The 19,306-nt window shown below is 61.9% G+C and carries 17 protein-coding genes; 11 read left to right on the top strand and 6 right to left on the bottom strand.

All coding sequences use genetic code 11. The features are described 5' to 3' along the window. Positions 1–104 precede the first annotated feature (104 nt). Positions 105–980, top strand: a complete 876-nt coding sequence (locus KHP07_RS00875; protein ID WP_214496433.1) for a LysR substrate-binding domain-containing protein — start codon at positions 105–107, stop codon at positions 978–980. Positions 981–1,055: 75 nt separating this feature from the next. Here KHP07_RS00875 and KHP07_RS00870 read toward each other — a convergent pair whose 3' ends face one another. Both KHP07_RS00870 and KHP07_RS00865 read right to left on the bottom strand, forming a co-directional pair. Beyond that, positions 1,056–1,670 carry an NAD(P)-dependent oxidoreductase gene (locus KHP07_RS00870; protein ID WP_099494377.1) on the bottom strand — a complete coding sequence of 205 codons (615 nt, stop codon included), beginning with the start codon at positions 1,668–1,670 and terminating at the stop codon, positions 1,056–1,058. Positions 1,671–1,703: 33 nt separating this feature from the next. Beyond that, the gene (locus KHP07_RS00865) at positions 1,704–2,570 is read right to left on the bottom strand and encodes an MBL fold metallo-hydrolase (protein ID WP_078047387.1); all 867 of its coding nucleotides are present in this window, start codon (positions 2,568–2,570) and stop codon (positions 1,704–1,706) included. Between the two features lie 104 nt (positions 2,571–2,674). Between KHP07_RS00865 and KHP07_RS00860 the strand changes: the two genes are divergently transcribed. After that, positions 2,675–3,580: a LysR family transcriptional regulator gene (locus KHP07_RS00860; RefSeq protein ID WP_078047388.1), complete on the top strand. Its 906-nt coding sequence runs from the start codon at positions 2,675–2,677 to the stop codon at positions 3,578–3,580. A gap of 100 nt (positions 3,581–3,680) precedes the next feature. Next, positions 3,681–3,857, top strand: a complete 177-nt coding sequence (locus tag KHP07_RS00855) for a hypothetical protein (RefSeq protein ID WP_177409469.1) — start codon at positions 3,681–3,683, stop codon at positions 3,855–3,857. A 44-nt stretch (positions 3,858–3,901) separates the two neighbouring features. Here KHP07_RS00855 and KHP07_RS00850 read toward each other — a convergent pair whose 3' ends face one another. Then, positions 3,902–4,780: a helix-turn-helix domain-containing protein gene (locus KHP07_RS00850; RefSeq protein WP_099494378.1), complete on the bottom strand. Its 879-nt coding sequence runs from the start codon at positions 4,778–4,780 to the stop codon at positions 3,902–3,904. Between the two features lie 189 nt (positions 4,781–4,969). Between KHP07_RS00850 and pobA the strand changes: the two genes are divergently transcribed. Continuing rightward, positions 4,970–6,154: a 4-hydroxybenzoate 3-monooxygenase gene (gene pobA, locus KHP07_RS00845; RefSeq protein WP_177409522.1), complete on the top strand. Its 1,185-nt coding sequence runs from the start codon at positions 4,970–4,972 to the stop codon at positions 6,152–6,154. Between the two features lie 66 nt (positions 6,155–6,220). Further along, on the top strand, positions 6,221–7,738 hold the full coding sequence (locus KHP07_RS00840; protein WP_214496432.1) for an MDR family MFS transporter: 1,518 nt from the start codon (positions 6,221–6,223) through the stop codon (positions 7,736–7,738). Between the two features lie 998 nt (positions 7,739–8,736). On the opposite strand, the gene KHP07_RS00835 is transcribed toward KHP07_RS00840, so the two are convergent. Both KHP07_RS00835 and KHP07_RS00830 read right to left on the bottom strand, forming a co-directional pair. Next, positions 8,737–9,576, bottom strand: coding sequence for a cache domain-containing protein (locus tag KHP07_RS00835; protein WP_214496431.1), 840 nt, complete (start codon positions 9,574–9,576; stop codon positions 8,737–8,739). A 50-nt stretch (positions 9,577–9,626) separates the two neighbouring features. Further along, positions 9,627–10,397: a transporter substrate-binding domain-containing protein gene (locus KHP07_RS00830; protein ID WP_099494380.1), complete on the bottom strand. Its 771-nt coding sequence runs from the start codon at positions 10,395–10,397 to the stop codon at positions 9,627–9,629. Positions 10,398–10,740: 343 nt separating this feature from the next. On the opposite strand from KHP07_RS00830, the gene KHP07_RS00825 reads away from it, so the two are divergent. From KHP07_RS00825 to KHP07_RS00800, 6 genes are all read left to right on the top strand, one after another. Beyond that, entirely contained in the window at positions 10,741–12,111 is a 1,371-nt protein-coding gene (locus KHP07_RS00825) for a glutamine synthetase family protein (protein ID WP_078047394.1), read from the top strand. A gap of 101 nt (positions 12,112–12,212) precedes the next feature. Beyond that, positions 12,213–12,812, top strand: coding sequence for a class I SAM-dependent methyltransferase (locus tag KHP07_RS00820; protein WP_078047395.1), 600 nt, complete (start codon positions 12,213–12,215; stop codon positions 12,810–12,812). A 122-nt stretch (positions 12,813–12,934) separates the two neighbouring features. Then, on the top strand, positions 12,935–14,068 hold the full coding sequence (gene rnd, locus KHP07_RS00815) for a ribonuclease D (protein ID WP_078047396.1): 1,134 nt from the start codon (positions 12,935–12,937) through the stop codon (positions 14,066–14,068). Then, entirely contained in the window at positions 14,065–14,358 is a 294-nt protein-coding gene (locus KHP07_RS00810; protein WP_003189597.1) for a YcgL domain-containing protein, read from the top strand. Before rnd ends, KHP07_RS00810 begins: the two co-directional genes overlap by 4 nt. Before the next feature lie 107 nt (positions 14,359–14,465). After that, positions 14,466–15,398, top strand: coding sequence for a D-2-hydroxyacid dehydrogenase (locus KHP07_RS00805; RefSeq protein WP_078047397.1), 933 nt, complete (start codon positions 14,466–14,468; stop codon positions 15,396–15,398). 178 nt (positions 15,399–15,576) lie between these two features. After that, positions 15,577–18,567, top strand: coding sequence for an OspG family effector kinase (locus tag KHP07_RS00800; protein ID WP_214496430.1), 2,991 nt, complete (start codon positions 15,577–15,579; stop codon positions 18,565–18,567). A gap of 40 nt (positions 18,568–18,607) precedes the next feature. Here the strand turns inward: KHP07_RS00800 and KHP07_RS00795 are convergent, their stop codons facing one another. Next, positions 18,608–19,192 (bottom strand): nitroreductase family protein, encoded by a 585-nt coding sequence (locus KHP07_RS00795; protein WP_078047400.1) that lies wholly within the window; start codon positions 19,190–19,192, stop codon positions 18,608–18,610. Positions 19,193–19,306 lie beyond the last annotated feature (114 nt).

Raw genomic sequence — 19,306 nt, 5'->3', positions numbered from 1 at the left:
GCTCTTATTGTTGAGGTAAGGCGTTATTGGACCGGCTGGCCCGTAGCGACAACAATCGATAAAAAGTCATACTAGCCATGTCCTCACGTCATGGCTCAGCCCTTATGAAACGCCTTCCGCCGCTGCCCGCGTTGCACACCTTCTGGGTCACGGCCCAGTGCTGCAACTTCACCCGCGCCGCCGAGCAACTGCACATCACCCAGGGCGCGGTGAGCCGGCAGATTGCCGGGCTGGAAAGCCATTTGGGCTACGCGCTGTTCCAACGCCAGGCGCGGGGCTTGAGCCTGACCGAAGAAGGCCGCGAATGGTCCCTGCGCGCACACCAGGTGTTTGGCCTGATCGGCGAGGCGGTCGAGCAAATCGGCAGTCGCCGCCAGACCCTGCAACTCAAGGCCTCCACCTGTGTGATGCGCTGGCTGCTGCCACGCCTGATGCAATGGCAGAAGGAGCGCCCGGACGTCCCCGTGGAACTCACCACCACCGTGGCCTACACCGTGGACTTTCGCCGCGAGCAATTCGACGCGGCGGTGATCTACGCACCCATCGCCGAGCAGTTGGCGCAGGCGCGGCATTTGTTCGATGAACAACTCACCCCGGTGTGCGCGCCGGCTTTGCTCGGTGCCTTGCACGCACCGGCAGACCTGCAGCAACAAGTGCTGCTGCACCCCACGCGGGATGAGCGGGATTGGGCGCTGTGGCTGAAGGCGGCGAATACGCGACTGAGCAATTTGAGCCAGGGGCATCATTTTGAAACGCTGGACTTGGCGATGACGGTGGCGTCCCAAGGTTCCGGCGTGGCAATTGGCGACAGTGCGTTGATTGGCGAGGATTTGAAGGCAGGGCGGTTGGCGACGCCGTTTGAACTGAGGGTGCCGACGGGGATGGGGTATTACCTGGTGTATCCACCGGGTACCGAGCCTTCGGCAGGGCTGGAGGCCCTGATGAACTGGCTGGTCATGAACGCCAAATCCCCGTTGTAGGAGCCCGGCTTGCCGGCGATGGCGACCTTGAAATCGCCATCGCCGGCAAGCCGGGCTCCTACAAGGGAGGGGGTGTCAGTAGCCGACGGTGAAGCGTTGGCGCGAGTGCTTGGGTGTTTCCACTTCGTCGATCAGGGCGATGGCGTAGTCGGCAAAGCTGATCCAGCTGCGGCCTTCACTGCTCACCAGCAGATCGTCCTGGCCCACACGGAATGTGCCGGTGCGCTCGGTTTCGACGAATTCCGCCGAGGGCGACAGGAAGGTCCAATCCAGCTCTTTTTCCTGACGCAGCGTGTCGAGAAACGCTGCCCCTGCGCTGGCTTCGGCTTTGTACTCCGCCGGGAAACCTTCGCTGTCGATCACCCGACCGCCACCCGGCAGCAGCAGTGAACCGGCACCGCCCACCACCAGCAAGCGTTTCACCCCGGCTTTCTTCACCGGCCCGATCACGGCTGGGGCGGGCAGGGTGGCGAAATGCGCCGCGCTGATCACCACGTCGCTGCCGCTCACGGCCTGTTGCAGGGCGGCGGCATCCAGTGCATCCACTTGCTTGACGGTGACGCCAGGGCGCGCCGCCAGCGTGTCGGTATTACGCGCAATGGCCACAACGCTATGCCCACGGCGCAAGGCTTCTTCCAACAGTTGGCTACCCGCACGGCCGGTGGCCCCAATGATTGCGATCTTGCTCATGTCGTTCTCCAGTTCGTCAGGGGTTAAAACCCATCACCACTTCATCTCGCCCTTGGCGACTTTGGCGCCGAGTTCCAGCGAGCTTTCGTCGGCAAGGGTGGGATAACGCTTTTTCATGGCCGTGATCAGGGCGGCGGAGTCCTTGGCCCTGGCGGTCTCGGCGTCGAAGGCCTTGATGTAGTCGGCGGTAAAGGCCACGGATTTCAGTGACGGTGTGCCCAGGTAGTGGCCCGGGATCACGGTGCGCGGTTTCAGCTCTTCGATGCGCTGCAGGGTAGCCAGCCAATCTTTATGGGATTGCTCGCTCTGGGTGTCAGCCATCCACACGTGAATGTTTTCGGCGACAACCACGCCGCCGACCACGGCCTTGATCGACGGGATCCACACAAAGGTGCGATCCGGCTGCGGGCCGTCCAGGCCGATCACGTCCAACTGCTGGCCTTCGAGGCTCAGGCTGTGGCCTTGGAGTACCTGCGGCACGATGGTCTTGGCGGGTTTGTCGGCCCCCATTTTCGGGCCCCAGAACTCAAGTTTGCCGGCCACGGTCGCCTTGATGTGGTCGACCACGGGTTGCGGGGCCAGCACGTTTGCGTCGGGGAAGGCCGCCGTGAGGGTGTCGAGGCCGAAGTAGTAGTCCGGGTCGCCGTGGCTGATGTAGATGGTGGTGAGGTGTTTGCCGCTGGCGCGGATCTTCTGCACCAGTTGCTCGGCCTGGCCTTTGCCGAATTGGGCGTCTACCAGGATCGCGTCCTTGGCCCCGCTGACCAGCACTGAGCTGACCGGGAAGATTGCCGCTTCGCCGGGGTTGTACACCTCCAGGCTCAGGTCGGCGGCGGTCGCATGGGCGGCAAAGGCCAGGGCGGCGGTCGCCAGGGTCAAGCGCTTGAAGGTTGAGAACATCGGGCAGCTCCAGCATCGGTAAGGGATGCACAGAGCTTAGTTGCACAAAACCAGACTAAAAATGCGATGCTGGGACATAGTTTGTTTCTAAAATCGGGCAAATCATGGATCGTCTTCAAGCAATGCGCGTGTTTGTCACGGTGGTGGACCTGGGCAGCCAGTCCGCCGCGGCCGATCATCTGGACCTCTCGCGCCCAGTGGTGTCACGCTACCTGGCCGAGCTGGAAGACTGGGTCGGCGCGCGCCTGCTGCACCGCACCACGCGCAAGCTGAGCCTCACGGCGGCGGGGATTGAAACCCTGCCACGCTGTCGGCAAATGCTGGAACTGAGCTGCGATATGCAGGCCGCCGTCAGCGAGCCCGATGACGCGCCACGGGGTCTGCTGCGCCTGAGTGTCAGCACCTCGTTCGGCCAGGCGCAATTGGCCGAGGCCATCGCTGAATACGTCAGGCGCTACCCGCTGGTGACCGTTGACCTGCAAATGCTCGACCGCACCGTGAACCTGGTAGATGAGCGCATCGACCTGGCCATCCGTACCAGCAACGACCTGGACCCCAACCTCATTGCCCGACGCCTCACCGTTTGTCGCTCCGTGGTGTGCGCCTCGCAGGCCTATTTACAGGCCCATCCGGCGCCGCAGAAAGTCGAAGACCTCGCAGGGCATAACTGCCTCACCCATTCCTACTTCGGCAAAAGCCTGTGGCATTTCGAAGAAGGCGGCGAGCACGTCTCGGTGCCCATCAACGGCAACATCACCTCCAACGAAGCCAGCACCTTGCTGCGCGTGACGCTGGCCGGGGCCGGGGTGTCGATGCTGCCCAGCTACCAGGCCGGCGATTACATCCGACGCGGCGAACTGGTCCGCCTGCTGCCCGAGGCCGAGCCCCGGCAGATGAACATCTACGCCGTGTACGCCTCGCGCAAGCACATGCCTTCGGCGCTGCGCAGCCTGTTGGATTTCCTGGTGCTGAGGTTCCCGGAAGAGCCCGCGTGGGACGTCGGTCTCTAGGCTGATATAAAGAGGTTGAATGTCGCCCGATAATGGCAACTTGGCGCTGTTGACCTATGCTTTGAATAGCACCGTGTAGATCCGCTCAGAGGTCTGTGCCATGAGCATTAAAACCAGAAAGTACCTGATGATTGTCAGCCTGTGCGCCATCGCCAGCGCGCTTTACGGGACCGCCGCCTACCGCGTGGAGCAGACCCGTATGCAGCCAACCTTTGCGATCAGCTGCCATCAGGATCAATGCGTTCCCCATACCGGCAGCTTCAGCGCTTTGCGTTAAAAGCGGACAGCCGGGCATCTGAAAGTGGGAGCGGGCTTCCACACTCAATTGGGTGGTGCTTCGGTTTTCAGTTGCTCGCGAAATGCCTTCGGTGAGAACCCGACCCGGCGACGGAACAGTCGAGAGAAGTTGGTCGGATCGGAAAAACCCAACACCTCCGACATTTCATTGATGGTCATGCTGGTGTAGGTCAGCAAGCGCTTGGCCTCCAGCAGTTGGCGATCGTGCATGATCTGCAGCGCAGGCTGCCCACCCAATTCCCGACACGTGCCGTTCAGGTGAGAGACCGAGATGCCCAGTTTGTGGGCCAGGTCTTCGATCTTCGGGTGTTCGCGGTAATGCTGCTCGACCAACTGGGTAAAGCGTCGAAAGTATTCGCGCCCCCTCGGTGCCCGTGGGTGGCGACGCTGGATGGCCTGGCGGCTGATCCACACCAGCAGCACGCTGACCAGTGCATGCATCATCATGTCCCGTGCCGGCTGTTCGTCGGCGTATTCATCCTGCAGGCGCGCGAACTGGCTGTTCAGGTAGTCACTGTCCTTGCCCGCCGGGTAGTTGCCCAGCGCCTGCAAGCCGTCCACCGTGGTGCCCAGCTGGGTTTGCAAGTGGCTGACCAGCGGCGCGGCGAGCGTCACCACGTAGCCTTCGACGTCCTCGGAAAAACGAAACCCGTGCACACACAGCGGCGGCAATACCTGCAATGTCGCTTCGTTCAGGGTGGAGCGCTGGCCTTCGATTTCCAACTCTGCCTGGCCTTTGTGCACATACAGCAATTGGCACAGGTCCGCGTGCCGGTGGGGCTGGATTTCCCACTGGTATTCCCGACTGCGCCGGGAAATGGTTTCACAGTGCAACAAATCGGGGGTCGGCCATTGCTGGTTTTCCCCGTAAAGCTTGAAGACCGGAATCGCGGTTTTGGTCATGGTTTCAGTCCGATACCCAGGAGAGTGGTGCGGTAATCGCCCCGATTGGCAAAAAGCGCAGGCTTTGGCTCAGTTTTCACCTTCTTATACCGACCACTCAAGTGAAAAATGTCAGCTACAAGACCAATGACAATTCTTTCACCCTATCCGTTCGGGTGGAGCTTGCGGGCGATAAAAATAATGAAAATGCTGAAAACCCAAGTCGCCATTATCGGCGCCGGTCCCTCGGGACTGTTGCTCGGCCAACTGCTGCACAACGCCGGTATCGAGACCCTTATCCTAGAGCGCCAGAGCGCCGATTACGTGCAAGGCCGTATCCGTGCCGGGGTGCTGGAGCAAGGCATGGTCGACCTGCTGAGGCAGGCGGGCGTCAATCACCGTATGGATAGCGAAGGCCTGGTGCATGACGGGTTCGAATTGGCACTGAACGGACAGCTTACCCACATCGACCTCAAGGCGCTGACCGGTGGCCAGTCGGTGATGATCTACGGCCAGACCGAAGTCACCCGCGACCTCATGGCCGCCCGCGCCGCCGCAGGCGCCACTACCCTGTATGAAGCCAGCCATGTGCAGCCCCACGGGCTCAAAAGTGATCAGCCCTGGCTGACCTTTGAACATCAGGGCGAAGCCTATCGCTTGGAGTGCGACTACATCGCGGGGTGCGATGGTTTCCACGGTGTCGCGCGTCAATCGATCCCAGCCGAATCGCTCAGCGTCTTCGAACGGGTCTATCCTTTTGGTTGGTTGGGCATCCTCGCCGACACACCGCCGGTGCACGCGGAGTTGGTGTATGCCAAACACCCGCGTGGCTTTGCCTTGTGCAGCATGCGTTCACCGACCCGCAGCCGTTATTACCTGCAGGTGCCGGTGGACGAACCGATTGATGAATGGCCCGATGCGCGCTTCTGGGACGAACTGAAAACGCGTCTGCCCAGCCACCTCGCCGAGGGCTTGGTCACCGGCCCCTCGATCGAAAAAAGCATCGCGCCGCTGCGCAGTTTCGTGGTGGAGCCGATGCAGTATGGGCGCCTGTTCCTGCTGGGGGATGCGGCTCACATCGTGCCGCCCACCGGCGCCAAGGGCTTGAACCTGGCGGCCAGTGATGTGAGCACGCTGTATCGGATCTTGCTCAAGGTCTACGGCGAAGGGCGCGTGGACTTGCTGGAACGCTACTCCGCCATCTGCCTGCGGCGGGTGTGGAAAGCCGAGCGGTTTTCCTGGTGGATGACCTCGATGCTGCATCAGTTTCCCGAGGCAGACGGCTTCAGCCAGCGCATCGCCGAAAGTGAACTTGAGTACTTCATCCACTCCGAGGCAGGGCGCACGACCATCGCGGAAAATTACGTCGGACTTCCTTACGAAGCTATCGAATAGCCTGCTATCGTATCGAGCATTCCCGTGGGCCGCCTTTTCCCGCGGGCCCTGCTCGAAGGTTCTGCCGTGACGCACCTTAACCCGCCCGTTCCGCCGCTGCCTGCTGTGCGCAGCATCCTCGCCTCACTGATGATGGCGATCTTCCTGGGGGCCCTGGACCAGACCATTGTCGCCGTGTCCATGCCCGCTATCTCCGCCCAGTTCCATGACGTCAACCTGCTGGCCTGGGTCATCTCCGGCTACATGGTGGCGATGACCGTGGCGGTGCCGATCTACGGCAAGCTCGGCGACCTCTACGGGCGGCGGCCGATGATGCTGATCGGCATGGGCCTGTTCACCCTGGCCTCGCTGTTCTGCGGCATGGCGCAAAGCATGGAGCAACTGGTGCTGGCGCGGATCCTCCAGGGCATCGGCGCCGGCGGCATGATCTCGGTGAGCCAGGCGATCATCGGCGACATCATCCCGCCCCGCGAACGCGGGCGCTACCAGGGCTATTTCAGCAGCATGTACGCGGTGGCCAGCGTCGCCGGGCCGGTGCTCGGCGGCTACATGACCGAGTACCTGTCGTGGCGCTGGGTGTTCCTGATCAACCTGCCCTTGGGCGCCGGCGCCTGGTATGTGGCCCATCGCACCCTGGTCGGGCTGCCGGTACCGCAGCGCAAGCCGATCATCGATTACCTCGGCACCGTGCTCATGATCATCGGCCTGACCGCCTTGCTGTTGGGCATCACCGAAATCGGCCAGGGCCACCCTTGGCGTGACTACGAAGTGCTGGGGCTGTTGCTGGCTGCTCTGGTGGCGTTGACGTTATTCGTGTGGCACGAGCGCCGCGCACGCGAGCCGCTGCTGCCGATGCACCTGTTCGCCAACCGCAGTGCGGTGTTGTGTTGGTGCACGATCTTTTTCACCAGTTTCCAGGCGATTTCCCTGACGGTACTGATGCCCTTGCGTTATCAGACCGTGACCGGCTCCGGGGCCGACAGCGCGGCCCTGCACCTGCTGCCGCTGGCCATGGGCTTGCCGATGGGCGCCTATTTTGCCGGGCGCATGACGTCGGTGACCGGGCGCTATAAACCGATGATCCTCAGCGGTGCGCTGCTGAGCCCCTTCGCGATCCTCGGCATGGCCCTGAGCGCGCCCCAGGCAGTGGGGCTGACGGCGATGTTCATGCTGCTGTGCGGGATCGCCGCCGGCATGCAATTCCCCACTTCGTTGGTGGGCACACAAAACTCGGTGGACCAGCGCGACATCGGCGTCGCCACCAGCACCACCAACCTGTTCCGCTCCCTTGGTGGAGCAGTAGGGGTAGCGTGCATGTCGGCGCTGCTACTGGCGCTGCTGCAGGACTCCAGCTTCGTCCACCTGGCCAGCGGTGCACCTTTGGCGGAAGGCACCTCCGGCAACGTACTGCTCGACGGCCTCAACGCCGCCCCCGGCCCGGCGCAAGACGGCCTGCGCGCAGAACTGGCAGTGACGTTCAGGCATTTGCTGATGGTGAGCGCAGCAGTGTCCCTGCTGGGCCTCGCAGCGGCAATCGCAATGCCGAACCGAGTGCTGCGCGGCCGTGAGGACAAGGCTAAATAACTGCAGGAACAGCAACCGCAACCGCAACCACGATGCGAAGCGAGCCGCCCTTGATCTTGATCTTGATCTTGATCTCGCTTTTGATCTCAGGCGCCCCGTCAAACACGCTGGCCGGAATTCGACAGGGATTTGGGGGGTAAACCGGCAGGGATGCCGGTTTAGCCGCCCCGCGCCATGGATGGCGCGTGGCGGCGGCCCCCCAAATACCTGTCGGATTACGGGCACACCGAGCGTGAGCGAGGTGCCGAGTGTTGGGGCAAGAGCCCTTTGCTTACTTTGGGGCTTTTCCAAAGTGAGCCGCCGTAAGGGCGGAACCCATAGCAGCCGTTACCTAAATAACGGATATGTACTTGGTCTGATCCAACATCCAGGTCGGCTGTCAGGCCGCCTTCGCAGGCAAGCCAGCTCCCACATTTGGATCGCGGGGGGACAGTTAGATTGTGGTTGGCTGTCAGGCCGTTTTCGCAGGCAAGCCAGCTCCCACATTTGGATTGCGGGGTGACAGTTAGATTGTGGTTGGCTGTCAGGCCGCCTTTGCAGGAAAGCCAGCTCCCACATTTTTGAATCGCGGGGGTGACAGTTAGATTGTGGTTGGCTGTCAGGCCGTCTTTGCAGGCAAGCCAGCTCCCACATTTGGATTGCGGGGTGACAGTTAGATTGTGGTTGGCTGTCAGGCCGTCTTTGCAGGCAAGCCTGCTCCCACATTTTTGAATCGCGGGGGTGACAGTTAGATTGTGGTTGGCTATCAGGCAGTCTTCGCTGGCAAGCCAGCTCCCACATTTTTGAATCGCGGGGGTGACAGTTAGATTGTGGTTGGCTGTCAGGCCGTCTTCGCAGGCAAGCCAGCTCCCACATTTGAATCGCGGGGGTGACAGTTAGAGTGTGGTTGGCTGTCAGGCCGCCATCGCTGGCAAGCCAACTCCTACAGTTTTGGATCGGGGGGTTACAGCGAAATTGGGGGAGCAACCCCCCACAGACCATCGCATTTCAAGACCCCATCAAGGGCTGTAATACCCCACCGCAACCATGAAATGCCCCGCCTTGCGCACATACGCATGCTTATTCTCAACCTTATCGGTCACCGGGTTCTTCCAACGGTACTTGTATTCCCCCTGATCCTGCTCCGCCATCAGCTTGAGAATCGGCTCCCCAACCGGCCTCCCGTCCGGGTCCTTGATCTTGCTGAAGTCAGTGTTGACCAGCCGCAGATTAGTGCCGTGGGCCACATAGCGCTGGGTATCCAGGTCGACCACAAACACATAGAGATCATCCTGCAAGAATCCCCCCTGCAATGAGTTGATGGCCTTGAGCGTACCGGTTTCATCCTTGAGCAACGCGTTCACCGCCTTGTTGCGCAAGGCCCTGGCCTGTTCCGGCGTAGCCCGTGGCAAGTAATAACCCACCGCCAGGATGCGTTCGCCCACGCGCTGATAAAACACATGTTTATGCTCAACCTTGCCGTCGTTCCAGTTCTGCCAGCGGTAATCGGCCTGCTGGATGCCCTGGCCTTCCGGGCGCTTGAGTGCGTCCTTGAACGACTGGCGCAAATCCGGGCCCAGCACTTCAGACACATCGCGGCCGATCAAGGCGGAGGAGGGCCCGCCACTGGCCAGCAGCACGCCTCTGGTGTCGACCACAAACACATAGCGGTCGTGGTCGACGAATTCGCCCTGCCGGCTAAAAGCGGCAAAGGCCTTGTCGCCGTTGCTCTGGTAGTAAGCCAAGGCTTTTTCCAGCAGCGCCTTGGCCGCCTGCGCGTCCTCATCCTGAGTCGTCGCGGCGTGCACCTGGCTGAAACACAACAGCAGCAGCCAGCTGAGTCGGAGCAGTCCCTTCATGGCCCATCCCTCGTTATTGTTGGTGTGACCACAGCGTAGACGGCCTTGGCTCAAGGCGCCGCCAGCCATTGGTTGACGATGCCGTCATACACCCCGGTGGCGACGCTCAGGTGCAACCATTGATCGACATAGCTCTTCCAGGCCACGTCATCACGCGGCAGCAAAAAGGCTTTTTCGCTGTACTGCATCTGCCGCTCCGGGTTGACCGCACACAGCCCGGGCTTGAGCTTCTGCTGGTAACGCGCTTCGCTGGCGTCGGTGATCATCACGTCGGCCTTGCCCGACAGCAGTTCGTCGAAGATGGTTACGTTGTCGTGCAAACGGATTTGCGCCTGGCCCAGGTGGGCGCGGGCGAATACTTCGTTGGTGCCGCCTGCCGGTTCGATCACCCGCACCTGGGGCTGGTTGATCTGCTCGACGGTCTGGTAACGCTTCACATCGTCGCACCGCACCAGTGGGATCTTGCCGTCGACGCCCAGGGACTGGCTGAAGAACGCCTTCTTCTGGCGTTCCAGGGACACCGAAATCCCGCCCACGGCGATGTCGCAGCGCTGGGCCAGGAAGTCCGGCATCAGGGTTTTCCAGGTGGTGGGCACCCATTGGATGGTGGCGTTGAGGCTCTTGGCCAGGGACTCGGCCATGGCAATGTCGATGCCTTCATAGCGGCCGTCGGCGCGCAAGGCGGTGTAGGGCTTGTAGTCGCCGGTGGTGCAGACCGTGAGCGTGCCGCGCTTGAGCACCTCGTCCAGGCGCGAAGGGGCGGTGTCGGCTAGGGCGCTGGTTGCCAGGCCGAGTACACACAGGGCGAAAGGAACTTTCATGCGGTCGAGTCCTTGGGGCATGGGCTGGGCGCTCATTATTTCCAGCACTGGGCCAGGTGGCAAGGCGCGGTAAATGTTTAGCCAGGTTGCAACCAAACTCCGTCAACCCTGAATTTAACCACCTATGCAGGCGTGTGACGCTGGCGTTTATCTCTAGCACTGTGATTACCGCATGGACGGCTCCTCCGACACCCACCCCGCGACACTGCCGTCCGATCTCGCGTTCTGGGCCCTGTTCCACTGCCGACACGCACGCCCACCAGACACCTCATTCCTACGTTGATCCATCCCCAGGATGGCGCGCACCTGTGCGCCTGCCCGACACATACGTATGAGAATGCCCATGAGTGTTTTTGCCTGCCTGCACGAAGCCCAGTCTTTTCTCGAACAGCATCCGGACATCGAGATGTTCGAGCTGTTTATCCTCGACAACAACGGCGTACCACGCGGCAAGTTGCTGCACCGCGATGAACTGCTGGCGGTGTATGCAAGCGGCCGCCCCTTGCCCAGTACTATCCTGGGGCTGACCATCAACGGCGACGACGTGGAAAACTCGGGTCTGGTCTGGGAGGTGGGTGACATCGACTGCCGCGCATACCCGATCAGCGGCAGTTTGCAACGCATGCCGTGGCGGTTGATCCCCACCGCTGCGGTGCAAGTCAGCATGCACCCCACCGAAGGCTTGCCCGCCACCGTGGCCGACCCCCGGCATTTGCTCGCCAAGGTGATCGATGGCCTCAAGGCCGACGGTTATTACCCGGTGATGGCGGCAGAGCTGGAGTTCTACCTGCTCGACCAGAAGCCCGACGGCAATGGCCGCCCGCAACCGGCGCGCGATGTGGATGGCGGGCGCCCACGCTCGACCCAGGTCTACGGTCTGCGTGAGCTGGAGCAGATCGAACCCTTCCTTGCCGACCTCTACAGCGCCTGCAAACTGCAGGGCATTCCTGCGCGCACGGCGATTTCCGAATACGCGCCGGGCCAAGTGGAAATCACCCTGGAGCATCGCACCGACGCTCTGCAAGCCATGGACGAAGCCGTGCGCTACAAGCGGCTGGTCAAGGGCGTGGCGCATAAACACGGGATGACCGCCTGCTTCATGGCCAAGCCGTTCGACGACTTGGCGGGCACCGGCATGCACATGCACGTAAGCCTGGCGGATGCCGAGGGCAATAACCTGTTCGCCAGCGAGGCCACCGACGGCACGCCGCTGCTGCGCCAGGCGGTGGGCGGCATGCTCAGCACCTTGCTCGACTCGCTGCTGCTGTTCTGCCCCAACGCCAACTCCTACCGTCGGTTCCAGACCAACAGCTACGCACCCCTGGCCGCCACCTGGGGGGTGGACAACCGCACCGTCAGCTTGCGCGTGCCGGGCGGTCCGGCCAACTCCCGGCATATCGAACATCGCATCTGCGGCGCCGACGCCAATCCTTACCTGGCCGCCGCCGCGATCCTGGCCGGTATCCATCGCGGCATCCGTGAACAACGCGACCCCGGCGCTCCGGTTGAAGGCAATGGCTATGCCCAGGCCAAGGAGTTGCTGCCTACCGACTGGTTGACCACCCTGCGTGCCCTGGAAGGGTCGAGTTGGGCGCGGGACGCGTTCGGCAGTGAATTCCTGGGCGTGTACCTGGCCGTCAAGCGCGCCGAATACCGCCAGTTCATGGGCGAAGTGGGCGAGCAGGATTGGCGCTGGTATCTGCACCAGGCGTGATCGGGGCTACGGCAGTGACGGCTTCGACCTTTTTTTGACATTGCAGTGGTTAAGCTGCGAATCAAGGTCGTTCACTACCGTTCAACTCACCTGAGCCCGCGATGTCGCCACAACCACCTTCTTCTATCGAGATCGAATACGCCGAGCGCTGTGACCGCGAGCACGCCAGGGTGTGCGGTGATACGCGCCCGCCGGGGTTGCGCCGGCGCCTGGCGTCGTGGCGCGACGAATGGTTGGTGCGCCAGGCCCTGAAAGTGGCTGGCGAACCTGGGCTGGTACTGGACCTGGCGTGCGGCTCGGGACGTTTCTGGCCGGTGCTGGCCGAGCACGTCAACCGTGTGATCCTGGCCTCGGACAATTCCCAGGACATGCTCGACCACGCCCGCACCCACCACCCGGCGTCGTTGCTCAAGCGCGTCAAGACGTTTCAGGGTTCGGCGTTTTCCATTGGCTTGTCGGCGAATGCGGTGGACTGCATTTTCTGCCTGGAATTGTTTCGCCATGTCCCCAGCAGCGAAGGGCGATTGGCCTTGTTGCGCGAGTTCCACCGGGTCAGCCGCGACACGGTGATTGTGTCCGTCAATGCGCGCACGGCCGTAGAAGACGAGTTCCGCCAGGCCGGCTTCAAGGTCCTGCACCATCAGGAGTTCATGCCAGGCTCAAGCCTGTGGCGGGTTTACGTGCTGCGTAAGAGAGGATAACTCCCGCCTGTCGGACTATTCTTCCTCTCCTGTCTGAGTTTTCATGGTCGCCTGTGCACTGCGGATGCTCGCTAGCCCCTTTCGCGATATATACTGCGCGCCATTCTTCAAGGGAGAGCCGTGTGGCCATCGATATTCACTGGATCTGCGACAACGATAGCCTCGGCCAGCATTGCGCCGAATGGCAGCAGTTGCCATTCGTCGCCCTCGACACCGAATTCATGCGGGTCGACACCTTTTATCCCATTGCCGGGCTGATCCAGATCGGTGATGGCGTTCGCGCTTACCTGATCGACCCCCTGACCATCGACAACTGGCAACCCCTGGCCGCCTTGCTGGAAAACCCGGCGGTGATCAAGGTGGTGCACGCCTGCAGCGAAGACCTCGAAGTGTTGCTGCGCCTGACCGGCAGCCTGCCGGTGCCGTTGTTCGACACCCAATTGGCGGCGGCTTACCTGAACCTCGGTTTCTCCATGGGCTATTCGCGCCTGGTGCAAGCCGTGCTGGATATCGAACTGCCCAAGGGCGAGACCCGTTCGGACTGGCTGCAGCGGCCATTGTCCGAGACGCAGGTCAGCTACGCCGCCGAAGACGCGGTGCACCTGGCCGAGGTGTACATCCGCCTGCGCCCGCAGCTGTCGGATGACAAATACGCCTGGGTGCTGGAGGACGGCGCCGAATTGGTCGCCAACCTGCGCCGCGAAGTCGACCCTTACGAGGTGTATCGCGACGCCAAGCTGGCGTGGAAGCTGTCCCGCGCCCAGCTCGCCGTGCTGCGTGAACTGTGCGCCTGGCGCGAGCAACAAGCCCGTGCCCGGGACCTGCCGCGCAACCGCATCATTCGCGAACACTCATTGTGGCCCCTGGCCAAATCCCAGCCGGATAACCTCGCCGCGCTGGGCAAGATCGAAGACATGCACCCGCGTACCGTGCGTCAGGACGGCCAGTTCCTGCTGGACCTGATCAAGCGTGCCGGCAGCGTGCCCATGGACCAATGGCCGCCTGCCGTTGCCGAACCGTTGCCGGTGGATGCCGCCGCACTGATCAAGCAACTGCGCGCCCTTGGTCAAGCAGAGGCCGAACGCCTGGACATGGCGCCGGAACTGATGCTGCGCAAGAAAACCCTCGAAGCCCTGGTCAAAAGCGGCTATCCCGATGGGCCTTATAAATTGCCAGACTCGCTGCGTGGCTGGCGCCGCGAGTTGATGGGCCAGGCGCTGCTCGACAGCCTGGCCACTGCCGGAGAACAGCCTTGAAACGTATCTGCTCCATCTATCGCAGCAAGAAAAAAGACGGGATGTACCTCTACGTGCTGAAAAGCGACGCCCTGGAGCGCGTGCCGGAACCCTTGATGGAAGCCTTCGGCAAGGCCCATCACGCGTTTGACATGGTGCTGACGCCGGAGCGCAAGCTGTCCCGCGAGGACATCGCCGTGGTCCTGGAAAACCTCGACAAGCAGGGCTATCACCTGCAAATGCCACCGGCCGAGGACGAGTACATCGAACACTTGCCCGAAGAGCTGCTGCGCCGCAACGACCCGATGTGATCGATCCGTGCCCCGTCCGGGGCGCGTGCTTCAATGGAATCGTATAAGTGGGCGGTGGCCGTAAGGATGCGGGCGGCCGCCCGTACTGTTTTTGAAAGGTTTTAAGCATGCGTGTTCTGATTGCTGAACAGGATCACCCGCTCTACGCCCAACTGCTGGGCGAAGCGGCACCTGACCTTGAAGTGCTCACCAGCGGCGACTCGGCCGAACTGTCGCGCCTGGCCGCCGATTGCCCGGTATGGCTGGGTCAGCCGGACCTGTTGGCCACTTTGTTGCGTCAAGGCCATCAGCCGCAATGGCTGCAATCGACGTGGGCTGGCATCACGCCATTGCTGGCCGAAGGCCTACCCCGCGATTACCGCCTGACCCGGGCTGTTGGCATCTTTGGCCAGGTCATGGCCGAATTCGTGCTCACCTACATGCTCGGCCACGAACGTGAAGTGTTGGCGCGCCTGGTAAGCCAGGTCGAGCGCAAATGGGACAACCGCATGGGCCAGAGCCTGGCGGGGCGCAAGGCGCTGATCGTCGGTACTGGCGATATCGGCCAGAGCGTCGCCGAGTTCCTGCTGCCGTTCGGCGTGAAGCTCTACGGTATTGCCAGCGCTGCACGCGAGCAGGCGCCGTTTATCGAAGTGGCCGGGCTCGACCAACTGGGCCGGCTGGTGGGGGAGGTGGACTATGTGATCAACCTGCTGCCCAACACGCCGAACACCCATGACCTGTACGACGCGGCGCTGTTCAAGCAATTCAAGCCGACCGGGTTGTTCATCAACGTCGGGCGCGGAGTGGCGGTGGTGGACGCCGACCTGGTCGAGGCCTTGAAAGAAGGGCATCTGGCCGGCGCGGTGATTGATGTGTGCCGCCAGGAACCGCTGCCACAGCGTCATCCGTTCTGGACAGCCTGGGGGCTGCTGCTCACCGGCCACAGTTCGGCGCCGACTTCGCCTGAATTGATGGTGGCGCTGTTTGTGCAAAACCTGCGGGCGTATCAGGCCAAGCAAGCGCTGCGCGGCGAAGTGGATTTCGAACGCGGTTACTGATCACGTTTCACCGTCCTGCTGGAACCGTTTTGCCAGGTTCCAGCACCAAGAGTGACCTCTTGGCCACGGACTGGTGAAATCCATGATCGTCCTCAATGCTTCCCGCGCTTCTGTCCCATTCATTCAAACGGGGAAGGCGCAAAGCCCTGCCCCAACAGTCTCCAGACCCACTGAAAGCGTGCGGGCCAGTCCCGCAGCCGCGCCGGCACTGGGCAATTTCGGCGGCGCGCTCTCTTGGCCGATTCCGCTGACGGCGCCGCAACGGCAAGCCATCCTCGAGGTGATGCCGGACAGTCGCAAGGGCGTGTTGGGGTATTTGCTCAGCGGCAGTGCGGTGACCAACGCCGACCTGCAAGACCCGGCACTCGCCTTGCAAAAGCTGCTGGCTTCCCCCAAGGCCCAGGCACTGGGACGGGTCATCCAGGACGAACTCGGTGGTTTGCCGACTGACACAAGCCTGCATGATTACGTGATGGCCGCCCTCCAGCTCGGGCTGGCTCCGCAGTTTGGGCAAGCCAGCCCGATCGGCGGCTTTGACCTTGGGCAGAGCGCGCACTGGGGCATGCCGGCGTCCGTGGTGGTTAAGGGCTTGGAGCGCCATCTGGTCGAGCAGGGGCGGGCGACGTCTCAAACCGCTACGCTGGCGGCGCACCTGCTGCTGGCGTCGACGGCGCCCGAGTTTCTGGTCAAGGACATTCCTGCCACTGTCACGTATGGAAGCCTTACCTGGGCCCAACTGGCAATGGCGGTCGCCAAGGTCGAAGCGGATTCGCCAGGGGCTGCGCGCTCAATGAGCTACGCCGAAGTGCTGGCGAAGTCGGGGCAAATAAGTGCTAACGGTCTGGATATCCAGCCCATGCAGCGTAAGGCCTTGACCGACTGGGCCGTGGCCAACGATGTGCTCGATGCCGCATCGCCCTTGACTGACAGTGACCTGGAGCGCGCACGCACGGCCTATAACAGTCAATTGAGCGCGTTGATGAACGCCAGCGCCGCCGTGCAGGTCGAGGTTCCCAGTCGTCGGGAAATGGCCCTGGCCAGACTCAAGGAGTGTTTTCCAAGCGTGGATCCGAGTGTGTTCGAGATCCGCGCTATCCAGAAAGCCTGGCTCAGGCCAGGACGCCCCGGGCTTTTTCCGGGGATGCGTTCAATGCTCGATATTGTGATGGAGGGGGCCGTACTGGGGTCGCAGGAACATTGGTTGTCCAACGACGCCCGAATCCCCGTCACGCGTTTCTGTGAGCTGTATGAAGGCGGCGCCTTCAAGGTGGCCGAGGCCTTCAAGCGTCAGTACGACAAGGCCACTCAATCGCTGGAGCAGGGGCACAAAGGCCTGGCCAGCTACCTTATTTCCACATTGCCACTGAAGGACAGGAACAACTTCAAGCACGGCAAGCTGGAGTTCTTCCACACCAATCAATACACCATGGCCACGGATTTCCTGACCCCGCTTACCCTCAAGACGCGTGGGCATACCCTGCAGGTCAAGACCACGCGTGATGGGGAGGTCAACGTCTATGAGCTGGATACCCGCAGCGGCAAGATCGAGAAACAGAACTACCTGAGGGATCACTATGCGCAGCCATACACCGCCAAGAACATGGAGACCCGGAACGCGAACCTGGTCAGTAAGACCGTGCTCTTGGGCACGATCAACGAGGGGCAGGGGGCGGGTGGCGACCGCTTCGACGCCATTGGCGATGTGTTCGCCCGTTCCCTGGACTTGAAAAATAAAGACTTGTTGACGTACGCCAGGGGCATCACCTCCTACGATGAGGCGCGGGATGTCGTCCACGCCATCGGTGAGTTCTTCTTGAACCTGATCCCGTTCAGGTCCGCCATCGTCAACTTCATCAAGGGCAATTATGGCGAGGGGGCGGTGGACCTGGCGCTGGATGTGGTGGGTTTGTTGAGCTTCGGTGCGGGCAAAGCCGCCCAGGCCGGCAAAGCCTTTTCCAAGGGGTTTACCAGCATTCGCGGGTTGGCCAATGCACTGCGCTTTATCGGCCTGGCAGCCATTGAAGCCTTCAACCCGCTGGCGGGCCTTGGGGACTTGGCGGTGGGGAGCGCCTGGCTATTGAGCAAAGGCGGCCGCCTGGGAGTGCGGGCTGTCAATAAACTCCGCGGAGGCACCGCAAGCTATGACGTGCTGAAGGCTGCAAGCGCACAGCACGGCGTGGCGGCCACCGGTACCTTCAAGCTGGCCGGCCAGACGGTTGAAGGCGGCGCGGTGCTCAAGGACGGTAAGTGGTATAGCTTTGACGTGGACAGGATGCAGGCTTATGGCAGCCCGCTGGAAGATTTTACCGCCAAGGCGCGCGCGGTCGACGGTGTGCTGGCGACAGTGGAAGTGGCACCGGGTCGGGAGCTGAGCAATAAGCTGTTTCGCGAGTACAAAGTACCCAAATCCACTCTTGCCGGGCGCTCGCGCAACAGCCAGGGCGTGTATGTGGCGGCGGATGGTCACACGTCCCATATCCGGCATATCGACGACAGTGGCCGGGCGGCAGTCTATGAAGTCCGGGAAGTCACGCGCACCCCCGAGGGCGTGGTGCAGGCGCGCATCTACAGTGCCAATCGGCAGACTCCGCTGCTGGTTCAGCATGTGCAGGGTGACCAGTGGATACGCTTGGGGGCGATGGGGGGGAACCCGCCCAGCGTTGGCTCGGACCTTGGGCGGATGATCGGCGGTGGCTCCGAGAGCCGTCTTTACGAAAGCCTCGACGGCGTCCATGTGTACAAGGAGACGCGAACGTCGGGCCATCAAAAAGTGCCTGACTACTTCGAGCGGCAAGCGCAGTGCCTGAATGAGTATTACGGCGAAGGGTTTGCCGTGGCCCTGTTCGAAAACGGCCGCGGCTACCTGAAAATGAAAAAAATAGACGGGGTCTCGCTGGATGCCATTGCACCGCGCAGTCTGCCGCCGCAGGCTAAAGCGGCACTCGATGAGATGTTGGCAGACCTGCTGAAGAAAGAGATGTTTCCCAACGATGTTCAGCTGTCCAACTTTATGTACTCGGCTAAAGAGAACAAGGTCTATCCGGTGGATTTCGACTTCCCGCCCCAGGATATCCTGCACTTTGATGACGCAACGTTTGCGATACACCGGGACGATTTCCTGCGTGACGCTGACAAGCTCAGGGCGCAGTTCCGTGGGTTGATCGCGTAGACGTTGCAACTGCCCCCTCGGGGGCAGCCTTAACGTGGTGCTACAGGCTGAAATCGCCTTCTGACACCAGCTCGCTCAGCGGCTTGCGCGGGCTGGGGGCTTCGCGACCTTGCAGGTATTCCGGCAAGCTCGACTTGTCCCCCAATTTGCCAATCGCGACGGCGGCATGCAGTGCATAACCTTCCGGGATTTTCAGCTCTTTGCGGGTCAGCTCCTGATCGAATCCGGCCATGCCGTGGGTGTGCCAGCCGCTGAGACTGGCCTGCAGCGCCAGGTGGCCCCAGGCGGAACCGGTGTCGAAGGTGTGCCACAGGGCCGGGGTTTCTTCGGTGGCGCCGGGGGCGGTGAAGTCGGTTTTCGAGGCGATGATCACCAGGGCCGATGCATGCTGCGCCCAGTTACGGTTGAATTCATTCAGCAAACCCAGGAAACGCTCCCAGTCTGGCGTGTCGCGGCGCGCGTAGAGAAAACGCCACGGCTGCGAGTTGTAGGCGGAGGGTGCCCAGCGTGCGGCTTCGAAGAAGCTCAGCAGGGTGTCCTTGGAGATGCTCTCGCCGGTGAAGGCGCGAGGTGACCAGCGGTCGGTGAACTGGGTGTGGATCGGATAATCGGCAACACGGGTCATGAGCAGTTCCTGATCGTCAATTCGGCGCTCAAAACTACTGCGCGGCCACTAGACTGACAAGTGTTGTTACACCGCCAGTCGCTAGCGCTTGGTTCCAGGCGCCGTGGGCACTAG

The organism is Pseudomonas sp. VS40 (assembly GCF_018587885.1).
In the GTDB taxonomy this organism is placed as follows: Bacteria; Pseudomonadota; Gammaproteobacteria; order Pseudomonadales; family Pseudomonadaceae; genus Aquipseudomonas; species Aquipseudomonas pergaminensis.
The sequence above is the reverse complement of the archived record's forward strand: the minus strand, read 5'-3'. Positions and strand labels throughout refer to the sequence as shown.

Excerpts from the sequence above, each read along its gene's own strand:
- KHP07_RS00875 (WP_214496433.1), top strand. The coding sequence starts at position 105 with ATGAAACGCCTTCCGCCGCTGCCCGCGTTGCACACCTTCTGGGTCACG.
- KHP07_RS00870 (WP_099494377.1), bottom strand. The coding sequence starts at position 1,670 with ATGAGCAAGATCGCAATCATTGGGGCCACCGGCCGTGCGGGTAGCCAA.
- KHP07_RS00865 (WP_078047387.1), bottom strand. The coding sequence starts at position 2,570 with ATGTTCTCAACCTTCAAGCGCTTGACCCTGGCGACCGCCGCCCTGGCC.
- KHP07_RS00860 (WP_078047388.1), top strand. The coding sequence starts at position 2,675 with ATGGATCGTCTTCAAGCAATGCGCGTGTTTGTCACGGTGGTGGACCTG.
- KHP07_RS00855 (WP_177409469.1), top strand. The coding sequence starts at position 3,681 with ATGAGCATTAAAACCAGAAAGTACCTGATGATTGTCAGCCTGTGCGCC.
- KHP07_RS00850 (WP_099494378.1), bottom strand. The coding sequence starts at position 4,780 with ATGACCAAAACCGCGATTCCGGTCTTCAAGCTTTACGGGGAAAACCAG.
- KHP07_RS00835 (WP_214496431.1), bottom strand. The coding sequence starts at position 9,576 with ATGAAGGGACTGCTCCGACTCAGCTGGCTGCTGCTGTTGTGTTTCAGC.
- KHP07_RS00830 (WP_099494380.1), bottom strand. The coding sequence starts at position 10,397 with ATGAAAGTTCCTTTCGCCCTGTGTGTACTCGGCCTGGCAACCAGCGCC.
- KHP07_RS00825 (WP_078047394.1), top strand. The coding sequence starts at position 10,741 with ATGAGTGTTTTTGCCTGCCTGCACGAAGCCCAGTCTTTTCTCGAACAG.
- KHP07_RS00820 (WP_078047395.1), top strand. The coding sequence starts at position 12,213 with ATGTCGCCACAACCACCTTCTTCTATCGAGATCGAATACGCCGAGCGC.
- KHP07_RS00805 (WP_078047397.1), top strand. The coding sequence starts at position 14,466 with ATGCGTGTTCTGATTGCTGAACAGGATCACCCGCTCTACGCCCAACTG.
- KHP07_RS00795 (WP_078047400.1), bottom strand. The coding sequence starts at position 19,192 with ATGACCCGTGTTGCCGATTATCCGATCCACACCCAGTTCACCGACCGC.